The 17,235-nt window shown below is 68.9% G+C and carries 27 protein-coding genes; all 27 read left to right on the top strand.

The genetic code is table 11. The features are described from left to right. Nucleotides 1–9 precede the first annotated feature (9 nt). The 27 genes from rplE to ACOQPP_RS07260 all read left to right on the top strand — a co-directional run bounded on the left by rplE (nt 10) and on the right by ACOQPP_RS07260 (nt 17,220). Nucleotides 10–585 (top strand): 50S ribosomal protein L5, encoded by a 576-nt coding sequence (gene rplE, locus ACOQPP_RS07390; RefSeq protein ID WP_419164798.1) that lies wholly within the window; start codon nt 10–12, stop codon nt 583–585. 55 nt (nt 586–640) lie between these two features. Beyond that, nucleotides 641–826 (top strand): type Z 30S ribosomal protein S14, encoded by a 186-nt coding sequence (locus ACOQPP_RS07385; RefSeq protein ID WP_419164799.1) that lies wholly within the window; start codon nt 641–643, stop codon nt 824–826. 1 nt (nt 827) lies between these two features. After that, complete coding sequence (rpsH, locus tag ACOQPP_RS07380) at nt 828–1,226, top strand: 30S ribosomal protein S8 (protein ID WP_419164800.1); 399 nt, start codon at nt 828–830, stop codon at nt 1,224–1,226. Between the two features lie 53 nt (nt 1,227–1,279). Continuing rightward, a complete protein-coding gene (rplF, locus tag ACOQPP_RS07375; protein WP_419164801.1) occupies nt 1,280–1,816 on the top strand; it encodes a 50S ribosomal protein L6 in 537 nt (178 codons plus the stop codon). A gap of 33 nt (nt 1,817–1,849) precedes the next feature. Continuing rightward, nucleotides 1,850–2,227: a 50S ribosomal protein L18 gene (rplR, locus tag ACOQPP_RS07370; RefSeq protein WP_419164802.1), complete on the top strand. Its 378-nt coding sequence runs from the start codon at nt 1,850–1,852 to the stop codon at nt 2,225–2,227. Nucleotides 2,228–2,239: 12 nt separating this feature from the next. Beyond that, nucleotides 2,240–2,761, top strand: coding sequence for a 30S ribosomal protein S5 (gene rpsE, locus ACOQPP_RS07365; RefSeq protein ID WP_419164803.1), 522 nt, complete (start codon nt 2,240–2,242; stop codon nt 2,759–2,761). Next, complete coding sequence (gene rpmD / locus ACOQPP_RS07360; RefSeq protein WP_419164804.1) at nt 2,754–2,948, top strand: 50S ribosomal protein L30; 195 nt, start codon at nt 2,754–2,756, stop codon at nt 2,946–2,948. Before rpsE ends, rpmD begins: the two co-directional genes overlap by 8 nt. A gap of 10 nt (nt 2,949–2,958) precedes the next feature. Then, nucleotides 2,959–3,399 carry a 50S ribosomal protein L15 gene (rplO, locus tag ACOQPP_RS07355; protein WP_419164852.1) on the top strand — a complete coding sequence of 147 codons (441 nt, stop codon included), beginning with the start codon at nt 2,959–2,961 and terminating at the stop codon, nt 3,397–3,399. Between the two features lie 3 nt (nt 3,400–3,402). Next, entirely contained in the window at nt 3,403–4,761 is a 1,359-nt protein-coding gene (secY, locus tag ACOQPP_RS07350) for a preprotein translocase subunit SecY (protein ID WP_419164805.1), read from the top strand. Beyond that, nucleotides 4,761–5,423, top strand: coding sequence for an adenylate kinase (locus ACOQPP_RS07345; protein ID WP_419164806.1), 663 nt, complete (start codon nt 4,761–4,763; stop codon nt 5,421–5,423). Before secY ends, ACOQPP_RS07345 begins: the two co-directional genes overlap by 1 nt. Next, entirely contained in the window at nt 5,420–6,199 is a 780-nt protein-coding gene (gene map, locus ACOQPP_RS07340; RefSeq protein ID WP_420636186.1) for a type I methionyl aminopeptidase, read from the top strand. Before ACOQPP_RS07345 ends, map begins: the two co-directional genes overlap by 4 nt. Nucleotide 6,200: 1 nt before the next feature. Next, entirely contained in the window at nt 6,201–6,419 is a 219-nt protein-coding gene (gene infA / locus ACOQPP_RS07335) for a translation initiation factor IF-1 (protein WP_419164808.1), read from the top strand. Nucleotides 6,420–6,493: 74 nt separating this feature from the next. Further along, nucleotides 6,494–6,610 (top strand): 50S ribosomal protein L36, encoded by a 117-nt coding sequence (gene rpmJ / locus ACOQPP_RS07330; protein ID WP_419164809.1) that lies wholly within the window; start codon nt 6,494–6,496, stop codon nt 6,608–6,610. Further along, nucleotides 6,611–6,991: a 30S ribosomal protein S13 gene (rpsM, locus tag ACOQPP_RS07325; protein WP_419164810.1), complete on the top strand. Its 381-nt coding sequence runs from the start codon at nt 6,611–6,613 to the stop codon at nt 6,989–6,991. It abuts the gene before it with no gap. Between the two features lie 68 nt (nt 6,992–7,059). Continuing rightward, nucleotides 7,060–7,440, top strand: a complete 381-nt coding sequence (gene rpsK / locus ACOQPP_RS07320; RefSeq protein WP_419164811.1) for a 30S ribosomal protein S11 — start codon at nt 7,060–7,062, stop codon at nt 7,438–7,440. Next, entirely contained in the window at nt 7,441–8,073 is a 633-nt protein-coding gene (gene rpsD / locus ACOQPP_RS07315) for a 30S ribosomal protein S4 (RefSeq protein ID WP_419164812.1), read from the top strand. A 119-nt stretch (nt 8,074–8,192) separates the two neighbouring features. Continuing rightward, entirely contained in the window at nt 8,193–9,290 is a 1,098-nt protein-coding gene (locus ACOQPP_RS07310; protein WP_419164813.1) for a DNA-directed RNA polymerase subunit alpha, read from the top strand. After that, the gene (rplQ, locus tag ACOQPP_RS07305; RefSeq protein ID WP_419164814.1) at nt 9,280–9,642 is read left to right on the top strand and encodes a 50S ribosomal protein L17; all 363 of its coding nucleotides are present in this window, start codon (nt 9,280–9,282) and stop codon (nt 9,640–9,642) included. Before ACOQPP_RS07310 ends, rplQ begins: the two co-directional genes overlap by 11 nt. A 20-nt stretch (nt 9,643–9,662) precedes the next feature. Further along, entirely contained in the window at nt 9,663–10,166 is a 504-nt protein-coding gene (locus ACOQPP_RS07300; RefSeq protein WP_419164815.1) for a hypothetical protein, read from the top strand. 7 nt (nt 10,167–10,173) lie between these two features. After that, nucleotides 10,174–10,365 carry a 50S ribosomal protein L28 gene (rpmB, locus tag ACOQPP_RS07295; protein ID WP_419164816.1) on the top strand — a complete coding sequence of 64 codons (192 nt, stop codon included), beginning with the start codon at nt 10,174–10,176 and terminating at the stop codon, nt 10,363–10,365. 56 nt (nt 10,366–10,421) lie between these two features. After that, nucleotides 10,422–11,195: a uroporphyrinogen-III synthase gene (locus ACOQPP_RS07290; RefSeq protein ID WP_420636185.1), complete on the top strand. Its 774-nt coding sequence runs from the start codon at nt 10,422–10,424 to the stop codon at nt 11,193–11,195. Next, entirely contained in the window at nt 11,188–12,165 is a 978-nt protein-coding gene (gene hemB, locus ACOQPP_RS07285; RefSeq protein WP_419164818.1) for a porphobilinogen synthase, read from the top strand. The genes ACOQPP_RS07290 and hemB overlap by 8 nt, the downstream gene beginning before the upstream one ends. A 50-nt stretch (nt 12,166–12,215) precedes the next feature. Further along, nucleotides 12,216–13,178, top strand: a complete 963-nt coding sequence (locus ACOQPP_RS07280) for a GDP-mannose 4,6-dehydratase (protein WP_420636184.1) — start codon at nt 12,216–12,218, stop codon at nt 13,176–13,178. Nucleotides 13,179–13,228: 50 nt separating this feature from the next. Next, nucleotides 13,229–14,557: a UDP-glucose dehydrogenase family protein gene (locus ACOQPP_RS07275; protein ID WP_419164820.1), complete on the top strand. Its 1,329-nt coding sequence runs from the start codon at nt 13,229–13,231 to the stop codon at nt 14,555–14,557. Next, on the top strand, nt 14,554–15,513 hold the full coding sequence (locus ACOQPP_RS07270; RefSeq protein ID WP_419164821.1) for a UDP-glucuronic acid decarboxylase family protein: 960 nt from the start codon (nt 14,554–14,556) through the stop codon (nt 15,511–15,513). Before ACOQPP_RS07275 ends, ACOQPP_RS07270 begins: the two co-directional genes overlap by 4 nt. Before the next feature lie 17 nt (nt 15,514–15,530). Then, complete coding sequence (locus tag ACOQPP_RS07265; protein WP_420636183.1) at nt 15,531–16,301, top strand: glycosyltransferase family 2 protein; 771 nt, start codon at nt 15,531–15,533, stop codon at nt 16,299–16,301. Between the two features lies 1 nt (nt 16,302). Beyond that, the gene (locus tag ACOQPP_RS07260) at nt 16,303–17,220 is read left to right on the top strand and encodes a tetratricopeptide repeat protein (RefSeq protein ID WP_420636182.1); all 918 of its coding nucleotides are present in this window, start codon (nt 16,303–16,305) and stop codon (nt 17,218–17,220) included. The last annotated feature ends 15 nt before the right edge of the window (nt 17,221–17,235 follow it).

Here is a 17,235-nt window from a genome sequence, read left to right as displayed (position 1 = left end):
GAGGAAACGATGAGTTCGAAAAATGGAAAGCCGCGGCTGCGGATACACTACGATGACACGGTTCGGCCGAAGCTCGCCGAGGTGTTCGGATTCGAGAACCCGCACCAGATCCCGGGGCTCGAGAAGATCGTGATCAATGCGGGGCTCGGCGAAGGGAAGGACAACCCGAAGCTGCTCGAGTCCGCCGCGAACGAACTCGCGGTGATCAGCGGCCAGCGCCCCGTGACTACGCGAGCGCGGAACTCCATCTCGAACTTCGGCCTGCGCGAGGGCATGCCCGTCGGGACGAAGGTCACCCTCCGCGGCCCGCGAATGTACGAGTTCCTCGACCGCTTCATCAGCACGGCGGTGCCGCGAATTCGGGACTTCCGGGGGTTCAGGAGCCGGGCGTTCGACGGTCGCGGCAACTATACGGTGGGGATCCAGGAGCAGATGGTCTTCGCCGAAGTCGACTACGACGAGATCGTCAAGATCCACGGCATGAACATCACATTCGTCACGACCACGGACCGCGACGACGAGGCGCTCGTCCTGCTTCGCGAGATGGGGATGCCGTTCCGCGACGAAGTCCCGGTCGTCATCTAGGCGGAGTTCCGCCCCGGCGGGGCCGCCGGAGACGGCTCACATCAGGAAAGACCGCATGGCCAAGACGTCGTTGATTCAGAAAGCGAACCGGAAACCGAAGTTCAGCTCCCGCACGGTGCGGCGCTGCAACCGGTGTGGCCGGGCCCGGGCCTACATGAGGAAGTTCGGCCTCTGCCGAATCTGCTTCCGGCAACAGGCGCTGCGCGGAGAGATCCCCGGGGTTCGGAAAGCGAGTTGGTGACATGAGCATGACCGATCCGATCGCGGACATGCTGACCAGGATCCGCAACGCGGGGGGCGCGGGACACCGGCGGGTCGACATCCCGCTCTCGAAGATCAAGGTCGAGATCGCGCGCATCCTCACGGAGAACCATTTTCTGCGCGGCTACAAGGTGCTGGACGATAACCGGCACGGTCGCCTGCGCGTGTACCTGAAGTACACGTCGGACGAGCGGCCCGTGATCCGGCTCCTCGAGCGGGTGTCGAAGCCGGGGCTGAGGAAGTACGTGGGCGCGAGTTCGGTCCCCAAGGTCCGGGCAGGGATGGGGATCGCGATCCTGTCGACATCGAATGGACTGATGACCGATCGCGAGGCCCGCAGGCAACGCGTCGGCGGCGAAGTCATCGCGAAAATCTACTAGCCGCACCGCGGGGCGGTCCGCGTCGGCGGCGCACCCGCGAGGGAGCAGATAGCGTGTCGAGAATCGGAAAGCTGCCGATCCCGGTGCCGGACGGCGTCGAGGTCACGATCGACGGTGTCGGTGTGCATGTGAAGGGGCCGAGGGGCGAACTCGAGCGCTCCTTCAGCTCCGATATGGAGATCACCCTCTCCGACGGGGCCGTACGCGTGGCGCGAGGGTCCGACGAAGCGCGGCAGAGGGCCCTGCACGGGCTGACCCGGTCGTTGATCGCGAACATGGTCACGGGAGTATCCCGGGGATACGAGAAGAAGCTGGAGATCCACGGCGTCGGATACCGCGCCGAGCAGAAGGGCCGGGATCTCGTGTTCAGCGTCGGATACAGCCACACGGTCACGGTGGAGCCTCCGGCGGGCGTGGCGTTCGGGCTCGAGTCTCCGACTCGCGTGAAGGTGATGGGCATCGACAAGGAGAGGGTGGGCCAGATGGCGGCCGAGATCCGCGCGATCCGCCCGCCCGAGCCCTACAAGGGGAAGGGAATCCGCTACGTGGGCGAGCATGTGCGCCGCAAGGCGGGCAAGGCGACGGGCTGATCCGGCCGGCAACGGGGGAGAGCGGGAAGCACGATGGACATCAGGGGACGGACAAAACAGAGGCATCGACTCCGGACGCGTCGTCACGCCCGGATCAAGAAGAAGATCCGGGGCACGGCGGCACGCCCGCGTCTCGTGGTGTTCCGCAGCCTGCGGAACCTTGAGGGCCAACTCGTGGACGACGACCGGGGCATCACCCTGATCGGCGTGTCGACGCGCGCCGGGACGGAGGGCGACGCGGGCGCCCGGTCGGGCAAGGTCGCCGACGCATACCTGGCGGGGAGAAGGCTGGCGGAGAAGGCGGTCGGGTCCGATGTCGAAGAGATCGTGTTCGACCGTGGGGGTTATCCCTACCACGGCCGGGTACGCGCGTTTGCGGAGGGCGCCCGCGACGGCGGCCTCCGATTCTGACGAGAGGGCTTCATGGCTAGAAGAGGGAAGCGGCGCGACGACGGTGACAACTTCAAGGAGAATGTCATCTTCATCAATCGCGTCTCGAAGGTCGTAAAGGGGGGGCGTCGCTTCTCCTTCACGGCGCTCGTCGCGGTCGGTGACGGGCAGGGCAGGGTCGGGACGGCCCTGGGCAAGGCGAACGAAGTCGCCGAGGCGATCCGGAAGGGGTTCGAGCAGGCCCGGCAGGCCATGGTCAAGGTGCCGATCGTGAACGGTACGATTCCGCACGAGATCCTGGGCCGACACGGCGCCGGCAAGGTGCTGCTCAAGCCGGCCGGTCCGGGGACGGGCGTGATCGCCGGCGGCCCCGTCCGCGCGGTGCTGGAGTGTGCCGGAGTCCAGGACATCCTCACCAAGAGCCTCGGTACGAACAACCCGCTCAACATCGTCCGCGCGACGATGAGCGGTCTCCAGGAACTCGTCACGCCGGAGCAGATCGCGATCGAGCGGGGCGTGGATCTGGCCACGATTCGGGAGGCCATGCGTGGGTGAGCAGTTGAAGATCCGCCAGGTGAAGAGCGGCCTCGGAGCGCAGCGAAAGCAGCGCGACACCCTCCGCGCCCTGGGGCTGAAGCATCATCAGGACCAGGTCGTACAACCGGACAACCCGGCGATCCGCGGCATGATCCACGCCGTCGCGCATCTCGTCGAGGTCGAGGAGGTGGGGAGCGATGGCTGAACGCGAGCGGATCGGTCTCGACAATCTCTCTCCGCCCCGGGGTTCGAAGCGTTCCGCGAAGCGGCGGGGGCGCGGCCACGGGTCGGGGTCGGGAAAGACATCGGGGCGCGGTCACAAGGGTCAGAAGTCGCGAAGCGGCGCCTCGATCCCGGCCTGGTTCGAGGGCGGGCAGATGCCGCTCTACCGGAGGACGCCCAAACGGGGGTTCAAACCGCACCGGCGAACGGAATGGCGGATCGTGAACCTGTCGGATCTGGTGCGGGTCGAGGGCGGCGAGATCGATCCCGGGACACTTGAGGCGAGCGGAGTCATCCGCCGCACCGACCGACCGGTCAAGATCCTCGGACGCGGCGACCTGGATCGGGCGCTCGACGTCCGCGCACACGCCTTCAGCGCCTCGGCCCGTGCGAAGATCGAGGCGGCCGGCGGCACCGCCCGGGTCATCGAGTAGGGCATGGCGAACGCTCGGAACGCGGCCGCCGCCGCGGCGAACATCTTCAAGGTGCCGGAACTCAAGGCGAAGATCCTCTTCACCTTGCTCTGCCTCGCCCTCTATCGGCTGGGCTCGCACATCACGACCCCCGGCGTGGACGTCGTGGCGCTGCAGTCGCTGGCCGGGCAGTTCCAGGGCACGATCTTCGGGATCTACGACCTGTTCGTGGGCGGCGGCCTGCAGCGCGCGACCGTCTTCGCGCTCGGCATCATGCCCTACATCTCCGCGAGCATCCTCTTCCAGCTTCTCGCGGCCGTCATGCCGGCGATCGAGAAGCTCCAGAAGGAGGGAGAGGCAGGGCGCCGCAAGCTCACGCAGTGGACCCGGTACACGACGGTCGTCCTCTGCATCGGACAGTCGTACACCTACGCGCTGTTCCTCGAGTCGCAGGCCGGCGCCGTGCTCGATCCGGGGCTCGGTTTCCGACTCCTGACCGTGCTGATGCTGACCACCGGTGGCGTGTTCGTCATGTGGCTGGGCGAGCAGATGACCGAGCGCGGCGTCGGAAACGGCATGTCGCTGCTGATCTTCTTCTCCATCCTGCAGGGCTTCCCGGGCGCGGTGATCAACACGTTCGAACTGTACCAGGCGGGCGGCATCACGCTGCTCCGCCTCGTGCTGCTCGGGGCGACGCTGGTGGCGGTGATGGCCGCGGTCGTGGCGCTGACGATGGCTCAGCGCAAGATCCCGGTGCAGATCCCGAGGAAGGTCGTCGGAAGGGGCCGCATCCGGGAGGGCCAACGGTCGTTCATCCCGCTCCGCATCAACTCGGCGGGGGTGATGCCGATCATCTTCGCGCAGTCGATCATCATCATCCCGGGCACGCTGGCCGCGTTCATGGGGAATCCGGGGCCCGGCAGTTCCGGCGCCCGCCGCTTCATCTACGAGATCAGCCAGGCGCTCCAGGTAGGGACGTCGTGGTACTACGGACTTTACATCGTCCTCATCATCTACTTCACGTACTTCTACACCTCGATCATCTTCAACCCGGCCGACCTGGCGGAGAACCTCAAGCGGCAGGGCGGGTTCATCCCGGGCGTCAAGCCGGGCGCGAAGACCGCCGACTATATCGATCACGTCCTGACGCGGATCACCCTGCCCGGGTCCGTCTACCTCGCGCTGATCGCGGTTCTGCCTTACGTGATCTTCTCGATCTTCGACCTTCAGACCTTCGTCTTCGGCGGCACCTCGCTGCTCATCGTGGTGGGGGTCGCCCTCGATACGATGCAGCAGCTGCAGCAGCACCTCCTGCTGCGCCAGTACGAGGGCTTCATGAAGAAGGGTCGGGTCAAGTATCGCGGCAAACAGCGATACTTGTGATGGGCGTACGGCTGATCATCATGGGCCCGCCGGGGGTCGGGAAGGGCACCCAGGGCGAACTCCTGGCGGAGCGGTTCGGCATTCCGCGCCTTTCGACCGGCGACATGATCCGGGCGGCGCTGAACGCCGGTACCGCCCTCGGCGAGCGGGTGCGGGTCTACTACGAGGCGGGCGATCTGGTCCCGGACGATGTCGTGCTGGGACTCATCGCGGAGGCGTTCGACGGCCCGGAGACCGCCGGCGGGTTCCTGCTCGATGGATTCCCGCGCACGGTGGCGCAGGCCGATGGACTCGGCGAGTTGCTCGCCGCGCGTGGCCTCGAGCTGGACGCGGTGCTCTCGCTGGAGGCGCCGGAGCCGGAACTCGTCGAACGGATCTCCGGCCGGCGGGTGTGCGAGGCGTGCGGCCTCGTGACCCACGTGCGCGCGGTGGGGGACGACGCCCCGTGCCCGGCATGCGGCTCTTCGCTGATCCAGCGATCCGACGACCGCGCGGAGACGGTCCGCAACCGCCTCTCGGTCTACCGCGAGCAGACCGAGCCCCTGCTCGCGTACTACGCACGGTCCGGGCCGGGGCTGACCGCGGTGGACGGGCTGGGGACGAAGGAGGCGGTCCGGGATCGGCTGCTCGCCGCGCTGCGCCGGGCGGAGACGGCAGCTTGATCCGGCTGAAGTCGCCCGGCCAGATCGAGGCGATCGCGGCGGCCGGGACAATCGTCACCGAGGTGCTGGAGATGGCGGCCGCGCGGGCCGTGCCGGGACGCAGCACCGGCGAACTGAACGAGATGGCCGAGGCGATGATCCGCGATCACCCCGGGGCCACACCGGCCTTCAAGGGACTGTACGGGTTCCCGGCCACTCTCTGCACGAGCATAAACGACGAGGTCGTGCATGGCATCCCGTCGTTTCGGCGCCGACTCGAGCCTGGCGACATCGTCAGCGTCGACGTCGGGGTCAAGTACGACGGACTGTTCGCGGACGCGGCGATCACGATCCCCGTCGGCGAGGTGGCGCCCGGCACGGCGCGCCTGCTCGACGTCACGGAGGAGGCGCTCGAGGTAGGCGTGGAGGCCGCGCAGCCGGGATCGCAACTCGGCGATCTGGGGTGGGCGATCCAGACGCACGTCGAGGCCGCCGGCTTCAGCGTGATCCGGGAACTCGTGGGTCACGGGGTGGGCGAGGCGCCGCACGAGGAGCCGCAGGTTCCGAACTACGGGGTGCGCGACCGCGGCTTCAGGATGCGGCCGGGGCTCGTCATCGCCATCGAGCCGATGGTGAATGAAGGGCGGCCCGGAATCCGCACACTGGACGACGAGTGGACCGTCGTGACCGCCGATGGCCGCCTGTCGGCCCACTTCGAGCACACGGTCGCCGTCACGGCGGACGGGCCGCGGGTCCTGACCCGCGTAGCAACTCCGGCAGCGGCAGGGGAGATCTGATTTGGCGAAGGAAGAACCGATCCAGATGACGGGGGAGGTCACAGAGGCGCTTCCGAACGCGATGTTCCGGGTGGAACTCGAGAACGGGCACCGGATCGTCTGTCACGTGTCCGGCAAGATTCGCATGAACTACATACGGATCCTGCCCGGAGACAAGGTCGCGGTGGAATTGTCGCCGTATGATCTGACGAGAGGGCGGATCACATACCGATATAAGTGAGCCGTACGTTGTTCGGACCGGTTCGGGCTGCTAGCTTTAAAGGCTGTCATAGAACCACCACCAGAGGACGAGACATGAAGGTTCGTTCCAGCGTCAAGCGCATTTGCGAACACTGCAAGGTCATTCGCCGCCGCGGCGTCGTGCGCGTGATCTGCAGTCGCGATCCGAAGCACAAACAGCGGCAGGGATAAATGGCACGCATAGCCGGAGTCGATCTTCCGCGGAACAAGCGGATCGAGGTGGGCCTGACCTACATCTACGGAATCGGCCATTCGACGGCGCGCAACATCCTGGCCGAGACCGGGGTGGGCGCCGACGTGCGGGTCTATCAGCTGTCCGACGACGACGTCAACAGGCTGCGCCGGGTCATAGAGAACCACTACAAGGTCGAGGGCGCGCTGCGCACCGAGACCTCGATGAACGTGAAGCGTCTGATGGACATCGGATGCTATCGCGGGATCCGGCACCGGAGGAACCTGCCCGTCCGCGGGCAGAGAACGCACACGAACGCCCGCACCCGGAAGGGGCCGCGCCGCGCCGTGGCCGGGAAGAAGAAGGCGCCGCGGAAGTAGGCGCCGCGGAAGCAGGCGCCGCACCGACAGGCCTCACCACGTCCGCCCAAATGGAGAATGCATAGGGAATGGCGAAACCCGTACGAAAGAAGAAGCGCCAGGTCGACGCCGAGGGCGTCGCCCACATCAAGGCGACGTTCAACAATACGATCATCACGATCAGCACCCTGACGGGCGATACGGTCGCCTGGGCCAGCGCCGGCAAGGCGGGCTTCAAGGGCTCGAAGAAGTCCACGCCGTTCGCCGCCACGATCGCGGCCGAGACGGTGGGACGGGAGGCCGCCGGCATGGGAATGCGGCGCGTCCACGTCGAGGTGCAGGGACCGGGGTCCGGCCGCGAATCGGCCATCCAGGCGTTGCAGGCCGCCGGCCTCGCGATCCGCTCCATCAGGGATGTGACGCCCATCCCGCACAACGGGTGCCGTCCACCCAAGAAGCGGAGGGTGTAGATGGCTCGATACACCGGCCCCGTGTGCCGGCTCTGCCGTCGCGAGGGGGAGAAGCTCTTCCTGAAAGGGAAGCGCTGCTTCACGGAGAAGTGCGCCATCGAACGGCGCGCCTTCCCTCCCGGCGAGCACGGAGGCGGTCGTCGTCGACGCCGCCAGTCGGAGTACGCCGTGCAGTTGCGGGAGAAGCAGAAGGTCAAGCGGATCTACGGTCTCGCGGAGAAGCAGTTCCGGACGCTGTTCGAGAAGGCCTCGCGCGTACCCGGCGTGACGGGTGAGAACCTGCTCGTCGCCCTCGAGAGCCGGCTCGACAACATCGTCTACCGCCTCGGCTTCGCGCCGTCGCGCAAGGCGGCGCGCCAGCTCATCAGACATCGTCACCTGCGGGTCGACGGGGCGACCGTGGATGTTCCCAGCTTCGCCGTGGCCCCGGGAGCCGAGGTGTCGGTGGCGCCCCGGGCGAGACAGTTGCCGGTGGTCATCGAGGCGATCGAAGACCGCAGGTCGCGCGATCAGTTGTCGTGGCTCGGCGTGGACTACAAGGCGGGGACCGGACGGATGCTCGAACGCCCGTCCAGGTCCGACATTCCGCTGGCGGTCGAAGAACAGTTGATCGTCGAACTCTACAGCAAGTAGGCGGGTTCGCCACGGCCGGGGTTCGCCACGGCCGTGGTCCGCCCCGCCGGGCCGCGGGTGGTCCCGGCTCGGAACAAAGACAGCTCGGAACAAGACACAGAACAGAGAGTGGAGCGCATATGACGGTGTCGGTAGATCTCGCCGGCCTCGTGCTTCCGCAGGCGATGGAGGAACAGCAGCGATCCGAGGAAGGATCGCGGGCGTTGTTCCTCCTCCAGCCGCTCGAGCGCGGGTTCGGACATACGATTGGCAACTCGATCCGGCGGATCATGCTGTCCTCCCTGCCGGGCGCGGCCGTGTGGGCCTTCCGGGCCGACGGTGTCCAGCACGAGCACCAGACGGTCGACGGCGTAGCGGAGGACGTTCATCAGATCATTCAGAATCTGAAGCGCCTCGTACTCGTCATGGACGAAGACAAGACCGAGGCGCAGCTGACGCTTTCGGCGCACAAGGCCGGTCCCGTGACCGCGAGCCTGATCGCCCAGCACGCGTCGGTCCGGGTGGTCAACCCGGACCTCCTCCTCTTCACGCTGCAGGAAGATCTGCCCCGGCCTCTGACGCTCGATCTGTGGGTGAATCGCGGCCGCGGTTTCGTGATGGCCGAGCAGCACGCGCCCCCGGACGAGGCTGACGGGAGCCGGACCTTCCCGGTTGGGACGATACGGATCGATTCCGTCTACAACCCCGTGACGCGCGCCAACTTCTCCGTGAACGAGACCCGCGTGGGGCAGCGCACGGATTTCGACCGACTGGAGGTGGATGTAGAGACGAACGGGGCGCTGAAGCCGGCGGAGGCGGTGTCGCAGGCGGCGGAGATCGCGAGGCTCCACCTGTCGTACTTCAGCCGCATGGGGAGCGTGCCCACGCTGCCCGAGGTCGCACAACCGGACGGCAAGGGGGATGGGGGACAACCCGTCGATTCGGGTCTGGTGGAGTTGCTGGCACGTACCCTCGACGAGTTCAGCGAGATCTCCGCGCGCTCGCGGAACACGCTCGAGCGGCAGAATATCAGTACGCTCGCGGATGTCGTGGTGCGGTCCCGTGACGAGATTCTCAAACTCGAGAACTTCGGCGAGAAGTCCCTCGAGGAGGTTGCGGAGGTGCTCGGGCAGCACGGCCTTCGGTTCGGGATGTCGTTCCAGCGTGGCGACGACGGTAACCTCTACCTGCTGGACGATCTGGCGGAAAACGGGGCCCGGGGCGACGATGAGGCATAGAAAGAAGGGACGGGAGCTCGGCCGGACGCGCAGCCACCGGAAGGCGATGCTGCGCAACATGGCGACGAGCCTCATCCTGCATGAACGGATCCGGACGACCGAGGCGAAGGCGAAGGAGTTGCGACCGTTCGCCGAAAAGCTCATCACTCTGGCGAAGAGGGGCGATCTGCACAGCCGCCAACTCGCGGGCCGTCAGATCGCGGATCGAACGGCGCTGAAGAAGCTCTTCGAGCACCTTGGCCCCCGTTTCGAGCAGCGGCCGGGCGGATACACCAGGATTCTGAAGTTGGGTGCACGGCAGGGCGATGGCGCGGAGCTGGCGTTTATCGAGCTCACCGACCGCGAGGCGTGAGGAACCAGGAGAGGAGACACATGTCCAACAGGGGCGAAGGTGGGCTTGGCGTAATTCTCGGCATCGTGGCGATTGCGGCCATCGCCGCGTTCATGTACTGGCTCAATCTCCAGTCGCAGGGGATCGCGGCGGCGCGCATCGCCGCCGAGGAGGCCGAGGTGGAGGCCGCTCGGGATCTGAACGCCGGGGATCTCCTCAACGATCCGCGGGGAGCGGTCGGGCGCCGCGTCGTCATCGAGGGGATCCGCGTAGCGAGCGGCCTCGGGGAGGGTGCCCTCTTGCTGGCGCTCACCGACAGCCTCGCCTATCCCGTCCTCCTGGAATCCGATCCGATTCAGCGCCTCCGGATGGCGGACGTCACGATCTACGGCGGCGACAGCGTCTTCGTGTCGGGCGCGGTCTACACATTCAACGATTCGATCGGCGCGACCTGGGTCACGGCAGGGGCGGTGCGCGAGGACATGGCCGGGATGATCCCCACTTCGCCGACCTTCCTCCTCGCCGATTCCGTGTTCGTGCACTGAGCGAACCATGGCGAACTTCTGCTACATCTGCGGCAAGGGACCCGGCGTCGGGAACCACGTGAGCAACGCGAACAACAAGCGCAAGCGGCGCTTCATGCCGAACCTGCAGCGCGTGAGAATCGTGGAGGAGTCGGTGCGGCGTCGCGTGCGCGTGTGCACGCGGTGCATCAAGGCGGGAAAAGTCGTCAAGGGAGCTTGACCCGGCCCCCGCCAACCCCTGCCACCGCCCCGCCCCTGGCCGGCCAGCACGTTCTGGTGACCCGGCCGCCCGGGCAGGCCCGCCCTTTGCGGGACCGGCTCGAGGCGATGGGGGCCACGGTCACGACTGCGTCCACGATACGTCTCGTCCCGCCGACCGACCCCCGGGGGCTGCCCCGCGCCGCGAAGCGCCTGGCCGCGTACGACTGGGTGGTCGTCACGAGCGTCAATGCCGTCGAGCGTCTGGCGGAGGCGCTTCGGGCCGAGGGTCGGGCCGACGCGCTGCGGGCGTGCCGGCTGGCCGCGGTGGGGCCGTCGACGGCGGAGGCGGCGCGGGCACACGGAGCCGCGGACTGCCTCGTGCCGCCGGTGTATCGCGGCGAGGCGCTCGCCGACAGCATCGTGGCGGCCACCGCGTCCGGGACACGCGCGGGCACGCGCGTGCTCCTCGTGCAGGCCGAGGGCGCCCGGCCCGTGCTTCGGGAGCGGCTCGTCGCGGCCGGAGCGGAGGTCGAGGTCGCGCCCGCCTACGCCGTCGACGTCAACTGGCCGGTTCGAGCGGCTCTGCTCGAGTTCATCGAACTCGGGCGCGGAGACTGGTTGACCTTCACCGCCTCTTCCGCCGCCCGAGCCTTCGTGCAACTCGTGGGTCCGCAGACCGGAGGCGCCCTGGTGGCCGCCATCAGCCCGGTGACCGCCGCCACCCTGTCGGAGCTGGGGCTTCCCGTGCACGTCGTGGCGGCGACACACTCGATGCCCGGGCTGCTGGACGCGTTGACGCGGGCGGCCGCGCGGCCGGGCCGTCGTTCCGCGACATCCGGCCGTGTCTGAGGCGCCGTTTCCGGTCTCCCGGCCCCGCCGCCTCCGGCGGACGGCCGCGCTGCGGGAGCTGGTCCGCGAAACGCGGCTCGCGGCCTCGGATCTCATCTACCCGCTGCTCATCGATGATCGGGGGCCGGCGCGCCAGCCGGTCGCCTCCATGCCGGGGATCGACCGCTTCAGCGTTGAAGCGGCCGTGGACGAGGCGGGCGAAGCGTTCGAGGAGGGGATCCGGGCCGTGCTCCTGTTCGGCCTTCCCTCGAGCAAGGATGCCCGGGGTTCGCGGGCGGACCCCCCGGACGGCGTGATCCAGCGAGCGCTCCGCGCGCTGCGCGAGGCGCTTCCCGACCTGGTGCTGATCACGGATGTGTGCCTGTGCGAGTACACGGATCACGGCCACTGCGGGCTGCTGGAGGGCGATCGCGTCGCCAACGACCCGACGCTGGAGCGGCTGGCTTCCCAGGCCGTGAGCCACGGGGCGGCCGGGGCCGACATCGTGGCGCCGTCGGACATGATGGACGGCCGCGTCGCCGCCATCCGGGCCGCGCTCGACGAGGCCAGCCTCGAGGACGTGGCCATCCTGTCCTACGCCGCGAAGTACGCGAGCGCGTTCTACGGGCCCTTCCGGGACGCCGCCGAGTCCGCTCCGGCGTTCGGGGACCGGCGCGGATACCAGATGGATGTACGCAACGCGGATGAAGCCCTGCGCGAAGTCGGTCTCGATATCGCGGAGGGGGCGGATCTGATCATGGTGAAACCGGCGCTGCCGAACCTCGACATCGTGCGCAGGGTGAAGGACCGGTTCCGGCGGCCCACCGCCGCGTACCAGGTGAGCGGCGAATACGCGATGATCGAAGCGGCGGGCGCGAACGGCTGGCTGGACGCCGGGGCGGCTCGCCTCGAGGCCGCGTACGCGATCCGCCGCGCCGGCGCGGACCTGATCGTGACCTACGCCGCGCGGCGCCTCGCGCGGGCGCTGTAGCCCGCGATGCCACGACTCCGCCCCAAGGGGACGCCAGGGAGGCCGGTGCCGTGAGGGTGCTGGTCACGGGCGGCGACGGGTTCATCGGGCAGCACCTCCTCGCCCACCTGCTGGCGGGGGACTGCGACGTGACGGCGACGTCCCTCGCCGGGACGCCGGCGGACGGGACCCTTTCACGGGCGGAGAGGGGCGCGGTCGAGTGGCGGAGGCTGGACGTGCGCGACGGCGCGACGGTGGCCGCGGTGGTGGACGCCGCCCGGCCCCGCCGGATCTTCCACCTCGCCGGGTACTCGTCGAGCGCGGAGGCGCGCGCCCGGCCCGCCGACGCGCTGGAGGTGAACGGCATGGGCACGCTGAACGTCGTGGAAGCGGCGGCCCGGGCCCGGTCGGACGTGGAGACCGTCCTCGTCGCCGGCTCCGCCGACGCGTACGGCCGCGTCGACGACGGTCCGATCGGAGAGCGTACGCCGCTGCGGCCGTTGAGCGTGTACGGCACCACCAAGGCCGCGCAGGACGTGATCGCCCGCGGGGCCGGCCCGGCCCTCGGCGTGAACGTCGTCGTGGCGCGGCTCTTCCCGCTCGTCGGGCCCGGCCAGCGCCCGGTGTTTGTGCTCCCGAGCTTCTGCCGCCGCGCGCTGGCGATTCGACGGGGCGCCACCGACTCCCGTCTCACGGTCGGCAATCTCGACATCGCCCGGGATTTCACGGACGTGCGGGACGCGGTGCGGGCGCTGCGGGCCCTGGCCGATCTCGACCGGCCGCCCCACCGCGCCTGGAACGTGTGCTCGGGAAGGGGGACGCCGGTCCGGCAACTGCTCGAGTGGGTCATCGAGGTGGCCGGGATCGAGCCCGAAGTCGTGCGTGACTCGACCCTCGTTCGGCCCGGCGAGCCCGAAGCCGTGATCGGCGACCCCGGACGGCTCTCCGGGGCGACCGGGTGGCGCGCGGAGCGCGACCTGCGGGCCTGCGCGCGCGCGACGCTCGACTGGGTCGCGAGTTCCGACGCCGCCTGAGGGCGGGTCGCGAACCTCGATCAACCGAAGAAACGGGAGCGGAAACGCCGATGGAAGTCACCGTGATCGGCACCGGGTACGTGGGGCTCGTGGCGGGGTCGTGTCTGGCCGGCGCCGGGAACCGCGTGACATGCGCCGATGTCGACGAAGCGAGGATTCGACGGCTCAACTCGGGGGAGGTCCCCATCTACGAGCCGGGGCTCGAGCCCCTGATCACCGAGAACCTCGCGGCCGGCCGGCTACGCTTCACGACGGACGCCGCCGAAGGGATCCGGACGGCGGAGGTCATCTTCATCGCGGTCGGCACGCCCCCGGGGGAGGACGGGTTCGCCGACCTCGGCTTCGTGCGCGCGGCCGCCGGGACGATCGGCGAGCACCTGCGCCCGCATGCCGTCGTGGTCACGAAGAGCACCGTGCCGGTGGGGACGAACGAGATCGTGCGCGCCGAGATCGCGCGCCGCACCGACGTCCCCTTCCACATGTGCGCGAACCCCGAGTTTCTGAAGGAGGGCGACGCCGTCGCCGACTTCATGTATCCGGACCGGGTCGTGTGCGGCGTCGATGCGGACGTCGCGCGCGAGCGCATGACGGAGCTGTACGAGCCGTTCAGACGGTCGGGGAACCCGCTCATCTTCATGGACATCCCCTCGGCGGAACTCACCAAGTACGCGGCGAACGCGATGCTCGCCGCGCGCATCAGCCTCATGAACCAGTTCGCGGAGCTGTGCGAGCGGACCGGCGCCGACATCGAGCGCGTGCGGCGGGGGATCGGCTCCGATCCGCGCATCGGGCCCGCCTTCCTCTACGCCGGCGCGGGATACGGCGGAAGCTGCCTCCCGAAGGACGTCGAGGCGCTCATCCGGTCGGCCGCGGAACGCGACCTCGACCTCACCATCCCGCGCGCGGTGAACGAGGCCAACGACCGCCAGAAGACGCTCCTCGTGCGGAAGATCCGGCGGCGGTTCGGCGAAGACCTGTCGGGGAGGCGCTTCGCCCTCTGGGGGCTCGCCTTCAAGCCGCGCACGGACGACATGCGCGCGGCGCCTTCCCGCGCGATCGTGGCCGCGCTGAGGGAGCGTGGCGCCTCGATCGTGGCGCACGACCCGGTCGCGATGGACCCGGCGCGCGACGTCTACCTCGGAGACGAGGTCGAGTACGGGGCCGACGAATACGAGACGCTGGACGGCGCCGACGCGCTCGTCCTGGCGACGGAGTGGCTCCAGTACCGCCGCCCCGACTGGACCGCGGTCGGCGAGCGCATGGCCCGGCGCATCGTGTTCGACGGGCGGAACCTGTTCGACCCCGAGCGCATGGCGGAACTGGGGTTCGAGTACTATCCGGTCGGCCGCAGGCAGATCGGCCCGGAGGTCGTCGCGTGAGACTCGTCGTCACCGGGGCCGCCGGCTTCCTCGGGTCGCACCTCACCGACCGGCTTCTCGCCGAGGGACACACCGTCCTCGGCATCGACAACCTCATCACGGGGAGGCGGGAGAACCTCTCGCATCTCGAGGACGATCCCCGGTTCCGGCTCCTCGAGCGCGACGTCTCGGAGCACCTCGAGATCGAGGACGAACTCGACGGCATCTTCCACCTCGCCTCGCCGGCCAGTCCCGTCGACTACCTCCGTTTCCCGATCCAGACACTCAAGGCCGGCGCGCTGGGCACCCACAACACGCTCGGGCTCGCGAAGGCGCGCGGCGCCCGGCTCCTGCTCGCGTCCACCTCGGAGGTCTACGGCGATCCGCTCGTCCATCCCCAGCCCGAGTCCTACTGGGGCCACGTGAACCCGATCGGGCCGCGCGGCGTGTACGACGAGGCGAAGCGCTTCGCCGAGGCGATCACCATGGCCTACCACCGCGCCCACGGAGTCGACACGCGCATCGTGCGCATCTTCAATACCTACGGCCCCCGCATGCGCCCCGACGACGGCCGCGTCGTGTCCAACTTCATCGTGCAGGCGCTGAGGGGGGAGCCGCTCACCATCTACGGCGACGGCTCGCAGTCCCGCAGCTTCTGCTACGTCTCCGATCTGGTGGAGGGGATCTGGCGTCTGTTCAACGCTGAACTCCACGCACCCCTCAACCTGGGGAACCCGGGCGAGTACACGATCCGGGCCCTGGCGGAACTCGTCGTCGCGGCCACCGGTTCCGCATCGCCGCTGGAGGCTCGTCCGCTGCCCACCGACGATCCCAGGGTGCGGCGTCCGGACATCTCGCTCGCCTCGGCGGAGCTGGGCTGGACGCCGCGGATTCCGCTCGAGGTCGGTTTGCGGCGCACGGTGGCTTACTTTCAGCGGCTGCAGGCGCTGGGCCGGCTGGAGACGACGCCGGATTGAACGGCCGGGGAGGCGGAATGCGGGAGACGGGTCGGGCGCGGGTTTCCGTGGTCATGCCCATCTACAACGAGGAGGCGACGCTCGAGACCATCGTGCGGCGCGTGAAGGAGGTCGCGCCGGAGGTCGAGCTGGTGGCGGTCGACGATGGCTCGCGGGACGCGTCGGGCGCCATCCTGCGCCGGCTCGAGAAGGAAGGACTGGTCGACCGGGCCCTCGTCCACGAGAGGAACCGGGGCAAGGGGGCCGCGCTCTCGACCGGGTTCAGGGCCGTCCGCGGCGACATCGTGATCGTGCAGGACGCCGATCTCGAGTACGATCCGGCCGAGTATCCGCGCCTTCTGGAGCCGATCCTCGCCGGGAGGGCGGACGTGGTGTACGGGTCGCGTTTCATGGGCGGCCAGCCGCACCGGGTGCTCTACTATTGGCACTACGTGGGCAACCAGTGGCTGACTCGGCTGTCGAACATGGTCACGAACCTCAACCTGAGCGACATGGAGACGTGCCACAAATGTTTCCGGCGAGAGGTCATCGAGGGCCTCACGATCGAGGAGCGGGCCTTCGGCGTCGAGCCGGAGCTGACGGCGAAGATCGCCCTCGGCGGGTGGCGTGTTTACGAAGTGGGGATCTCCTACGCGGGCCGGACGTACGCAGAGGGCAAGAAGATCAACTGGCGCGACGGGCTCTCCGCGGTGCGCTGCATCCTCCTGTACGGACTGGTGCGGCGCTGGACGCGGAAAGGCGTCGCGGGCGCCCCGCGGCGGGCAACCCGGGAGGCGGACGGGAACTGAGATGGTGACGATGCGACGGGCCGGTGGACGGACGAACGGGATTCTGATCGCGCTCGCGCTCGCGGCGTGCGGGGACCCCGTGGACCCGTCGCTCGTGCGCGGCGACCGCTATCTCGCCGTGGGAGACGCGGACAAGGCGATCGCCGAATACCTCCTCGCCCGCCGCTTTCGGGGCGACACGGAGGAAGTGCTGCTCAGACTCGGGCAGGCGTACGCGGCGCGCGGCGATGTCGCCGAGGCGATCACGGTCTACGAGACGCTCACGGAGCGGGATCCCGGACTCCGGCACCAGGCGGCCGCCGCGCTCGCGGGGATCGCGAGGTCCGCCCGCGAGCGGGGGGCGAGGGAGAACATGTCGAGGGCGCTGCAGCCTCTGCTCGGGTGGGGCATGGGCTACCTCCCCGCGGATCTCCAGCGTTCGCTGGCCGACTACTACGCCCGGGCGGGGGACGAGGCGCTGTCGCTGTCGCTCCGTCTCGCGCTCCTCGACGAGGATGGCGATCCCGATCCGGCCGTTCTGTACGAGATCGGCCTCGCCTACAGACATCTCGGCGCCTGCACGCGCGCGCTGCCCTTCTTCAGGGGATACCTCGACGCGGTGGAGGACTCGGACCGGAACCGGGGTGCGGCCAGCTTCCAGTACGGGGACTGCCTCTACGCGTCGGCGGACGAGGACCGGGCCGAGGGCCGCCCCGCGACCGCGCTCGAGAAGCTCGATGAGATGGTGGGACTCGGGGTGCAGCGGCCCCTCATGGTCGACGCGCACTTCCTGCGCGGCGAGCTGCAGCTCGCCCTCGGCGATACGAACGAAGCCCTCGTGAGCTACGCGCGCGTCATCGAGCTCAACCCGACGCGCACGCACGCGCTCGTCCGGCGCGCGGAGGAGCGGATGCGCCAGATCCGCTTCGGGTTCGAATGAGGCGGGGAGCCCGCA

This window comes from Candidatus Palauibacter sp. (assembly GCF_965222475.1).
GTDB lineage: Bacteria > Gemmatimonadota > Gemmatimonadetes > Palauibacterales > Palauibacteraceae > Palauibacter.
Note: the sequence above shows the minus strand (reverse complement) of the source record. Positions and strands in the feature narration are given on the sequence as shown.

What these genes read in the sequence shown, in the direction of transcription:
- rplE (WP_419164798.1), top strand. Translation starts at nt 10, where the DNA reads ATGAGTTCGAAAAATGGAAAGCCGCGGCTGCGGATACACTACGATGAC.
- ACOQPP_RS07385 (WP_419164799.1), top strand. Translation starts at nt 641, where the DNA reads ATGGCCAAGACGTCGTTGATTCAGAAAGCGAACCGGAAACCGAAGTTC.
- rpsH (WP_419164800.1), top strand. Translation starts at nt 828, where the DNA reads ATGAGCATGACCGATCCGATCGCGGACATGCTGACCAGGATCCGCAAC.
- rplR (WP_419164802.1), top strand. Translation starts at nt 1,850, where the DNA reads ATGGACATCAGGGGACGGACAAAACAGAGGCATCGACTCCGGACGCGT.
- rpsE (WP_419164803.1), top strand. Translation starts at nt 2,240, where the DNA reads ATGGCTAGAAGAGGGAAGCGGCGCGACGACGGTGACAACTTCAAGGAG.
- secY (WP_419164805.1), top strand. Translation starts at nt 3,403, where the DNA reads ATGGCGAACGCTCGGAACGCGGCCGCCGCCGCGGCGAACATCTTCAAG.
- ACOQPP_RS07345 (WP_419164806.1), top strand. Translation starts at nt 4,761, where the DNA reads ATGGGCGTACGGCTGATCATCATGGGCCCGCCGGGGGTCGGGAAGGGC.
- rpmJ (WP_419164809.1), top strand. Translation starts at nt 6,494, where the DNA reads ATGAAGGTTCGTTCCAGCGTCAAGCGCATTTGCGAACACTGCAAGGTC.
- rpsM (WP_419164810.1), top strand. Translation starts at nt 6,611, where the DNA reads ATGGCACGCATAGCCGGAGTCGATCTTCCGCGGAACAAGCGGATCGAG.
- rpsK (WP_419164811.1), top strand. Translation starts at nt 7,060, where the DNA reads ATGGCGAAACCCGTACGAAAGAAGAAGCGCCAGGTCGACGCCGAGGGC.
- rpsD (WP_419164812.1), top strand. Translation starts at nt 7,441, where the DNA reads ATGGCTCGATACACCGGCCCCGTGTGCCGGCTCTGCCGTCGCGAGGGG.
- ACOQPP_RS07310 (WP_419164813.1), top strand. Translation starts at nt 8,193, where the DNA reads ATGACGGTGTCGGTAGATCTCGCCGGCCTCGTGCTTCCGCAGGCGATG.
- rplQ (WP_419164814.1), top strand. Translation starts at nt 9,280, where the DNA reads ATGAGGCATAGAAAGAAGGGACGGGAGCTCGGCCGGACGCGCAGCCAC.
- ACOQPP_RS07300 (WP_419164815.1), top strand. Translation starts at nt 9,663, where the DNA reads ATGTCCAACAGGGGCGAAGGTGGGCTTGGCGTAATTCTCGGCATCGTG.
- rpmB (WP_419164816.1), top strand. Translation starts at nt 10,174, where the DNA reads ATGGCGAACTTCTGCTACATCTGCGGCAAGGGACCCGGCGTCGGGAAC.
- ACOQPP_RS07275 (WP_419164820.1), top strand. Translation starts at nt 13,229, where the DNA reads ATGGAAGTCACCGTGATCGGCACCGGGTACGTGGGGCTCGTGGCGGGG.
- ACOQPP_RS07265 (WP_420636183.1), top strand. Translation starts at nt 15,531, where the DNA reads ATGCGGGAGACGGGTCGGGCGCGGGTTTCCGTGGTCATGCCCATCTAC.
- ACOQPP_RS07260 (WP_420636182.1), top strand. Translation starts at nt 16,303, where the DNA reads ATGGTGACGATGCGACGGGCCGGTGGACGGACGAACGGGATTCTGATC.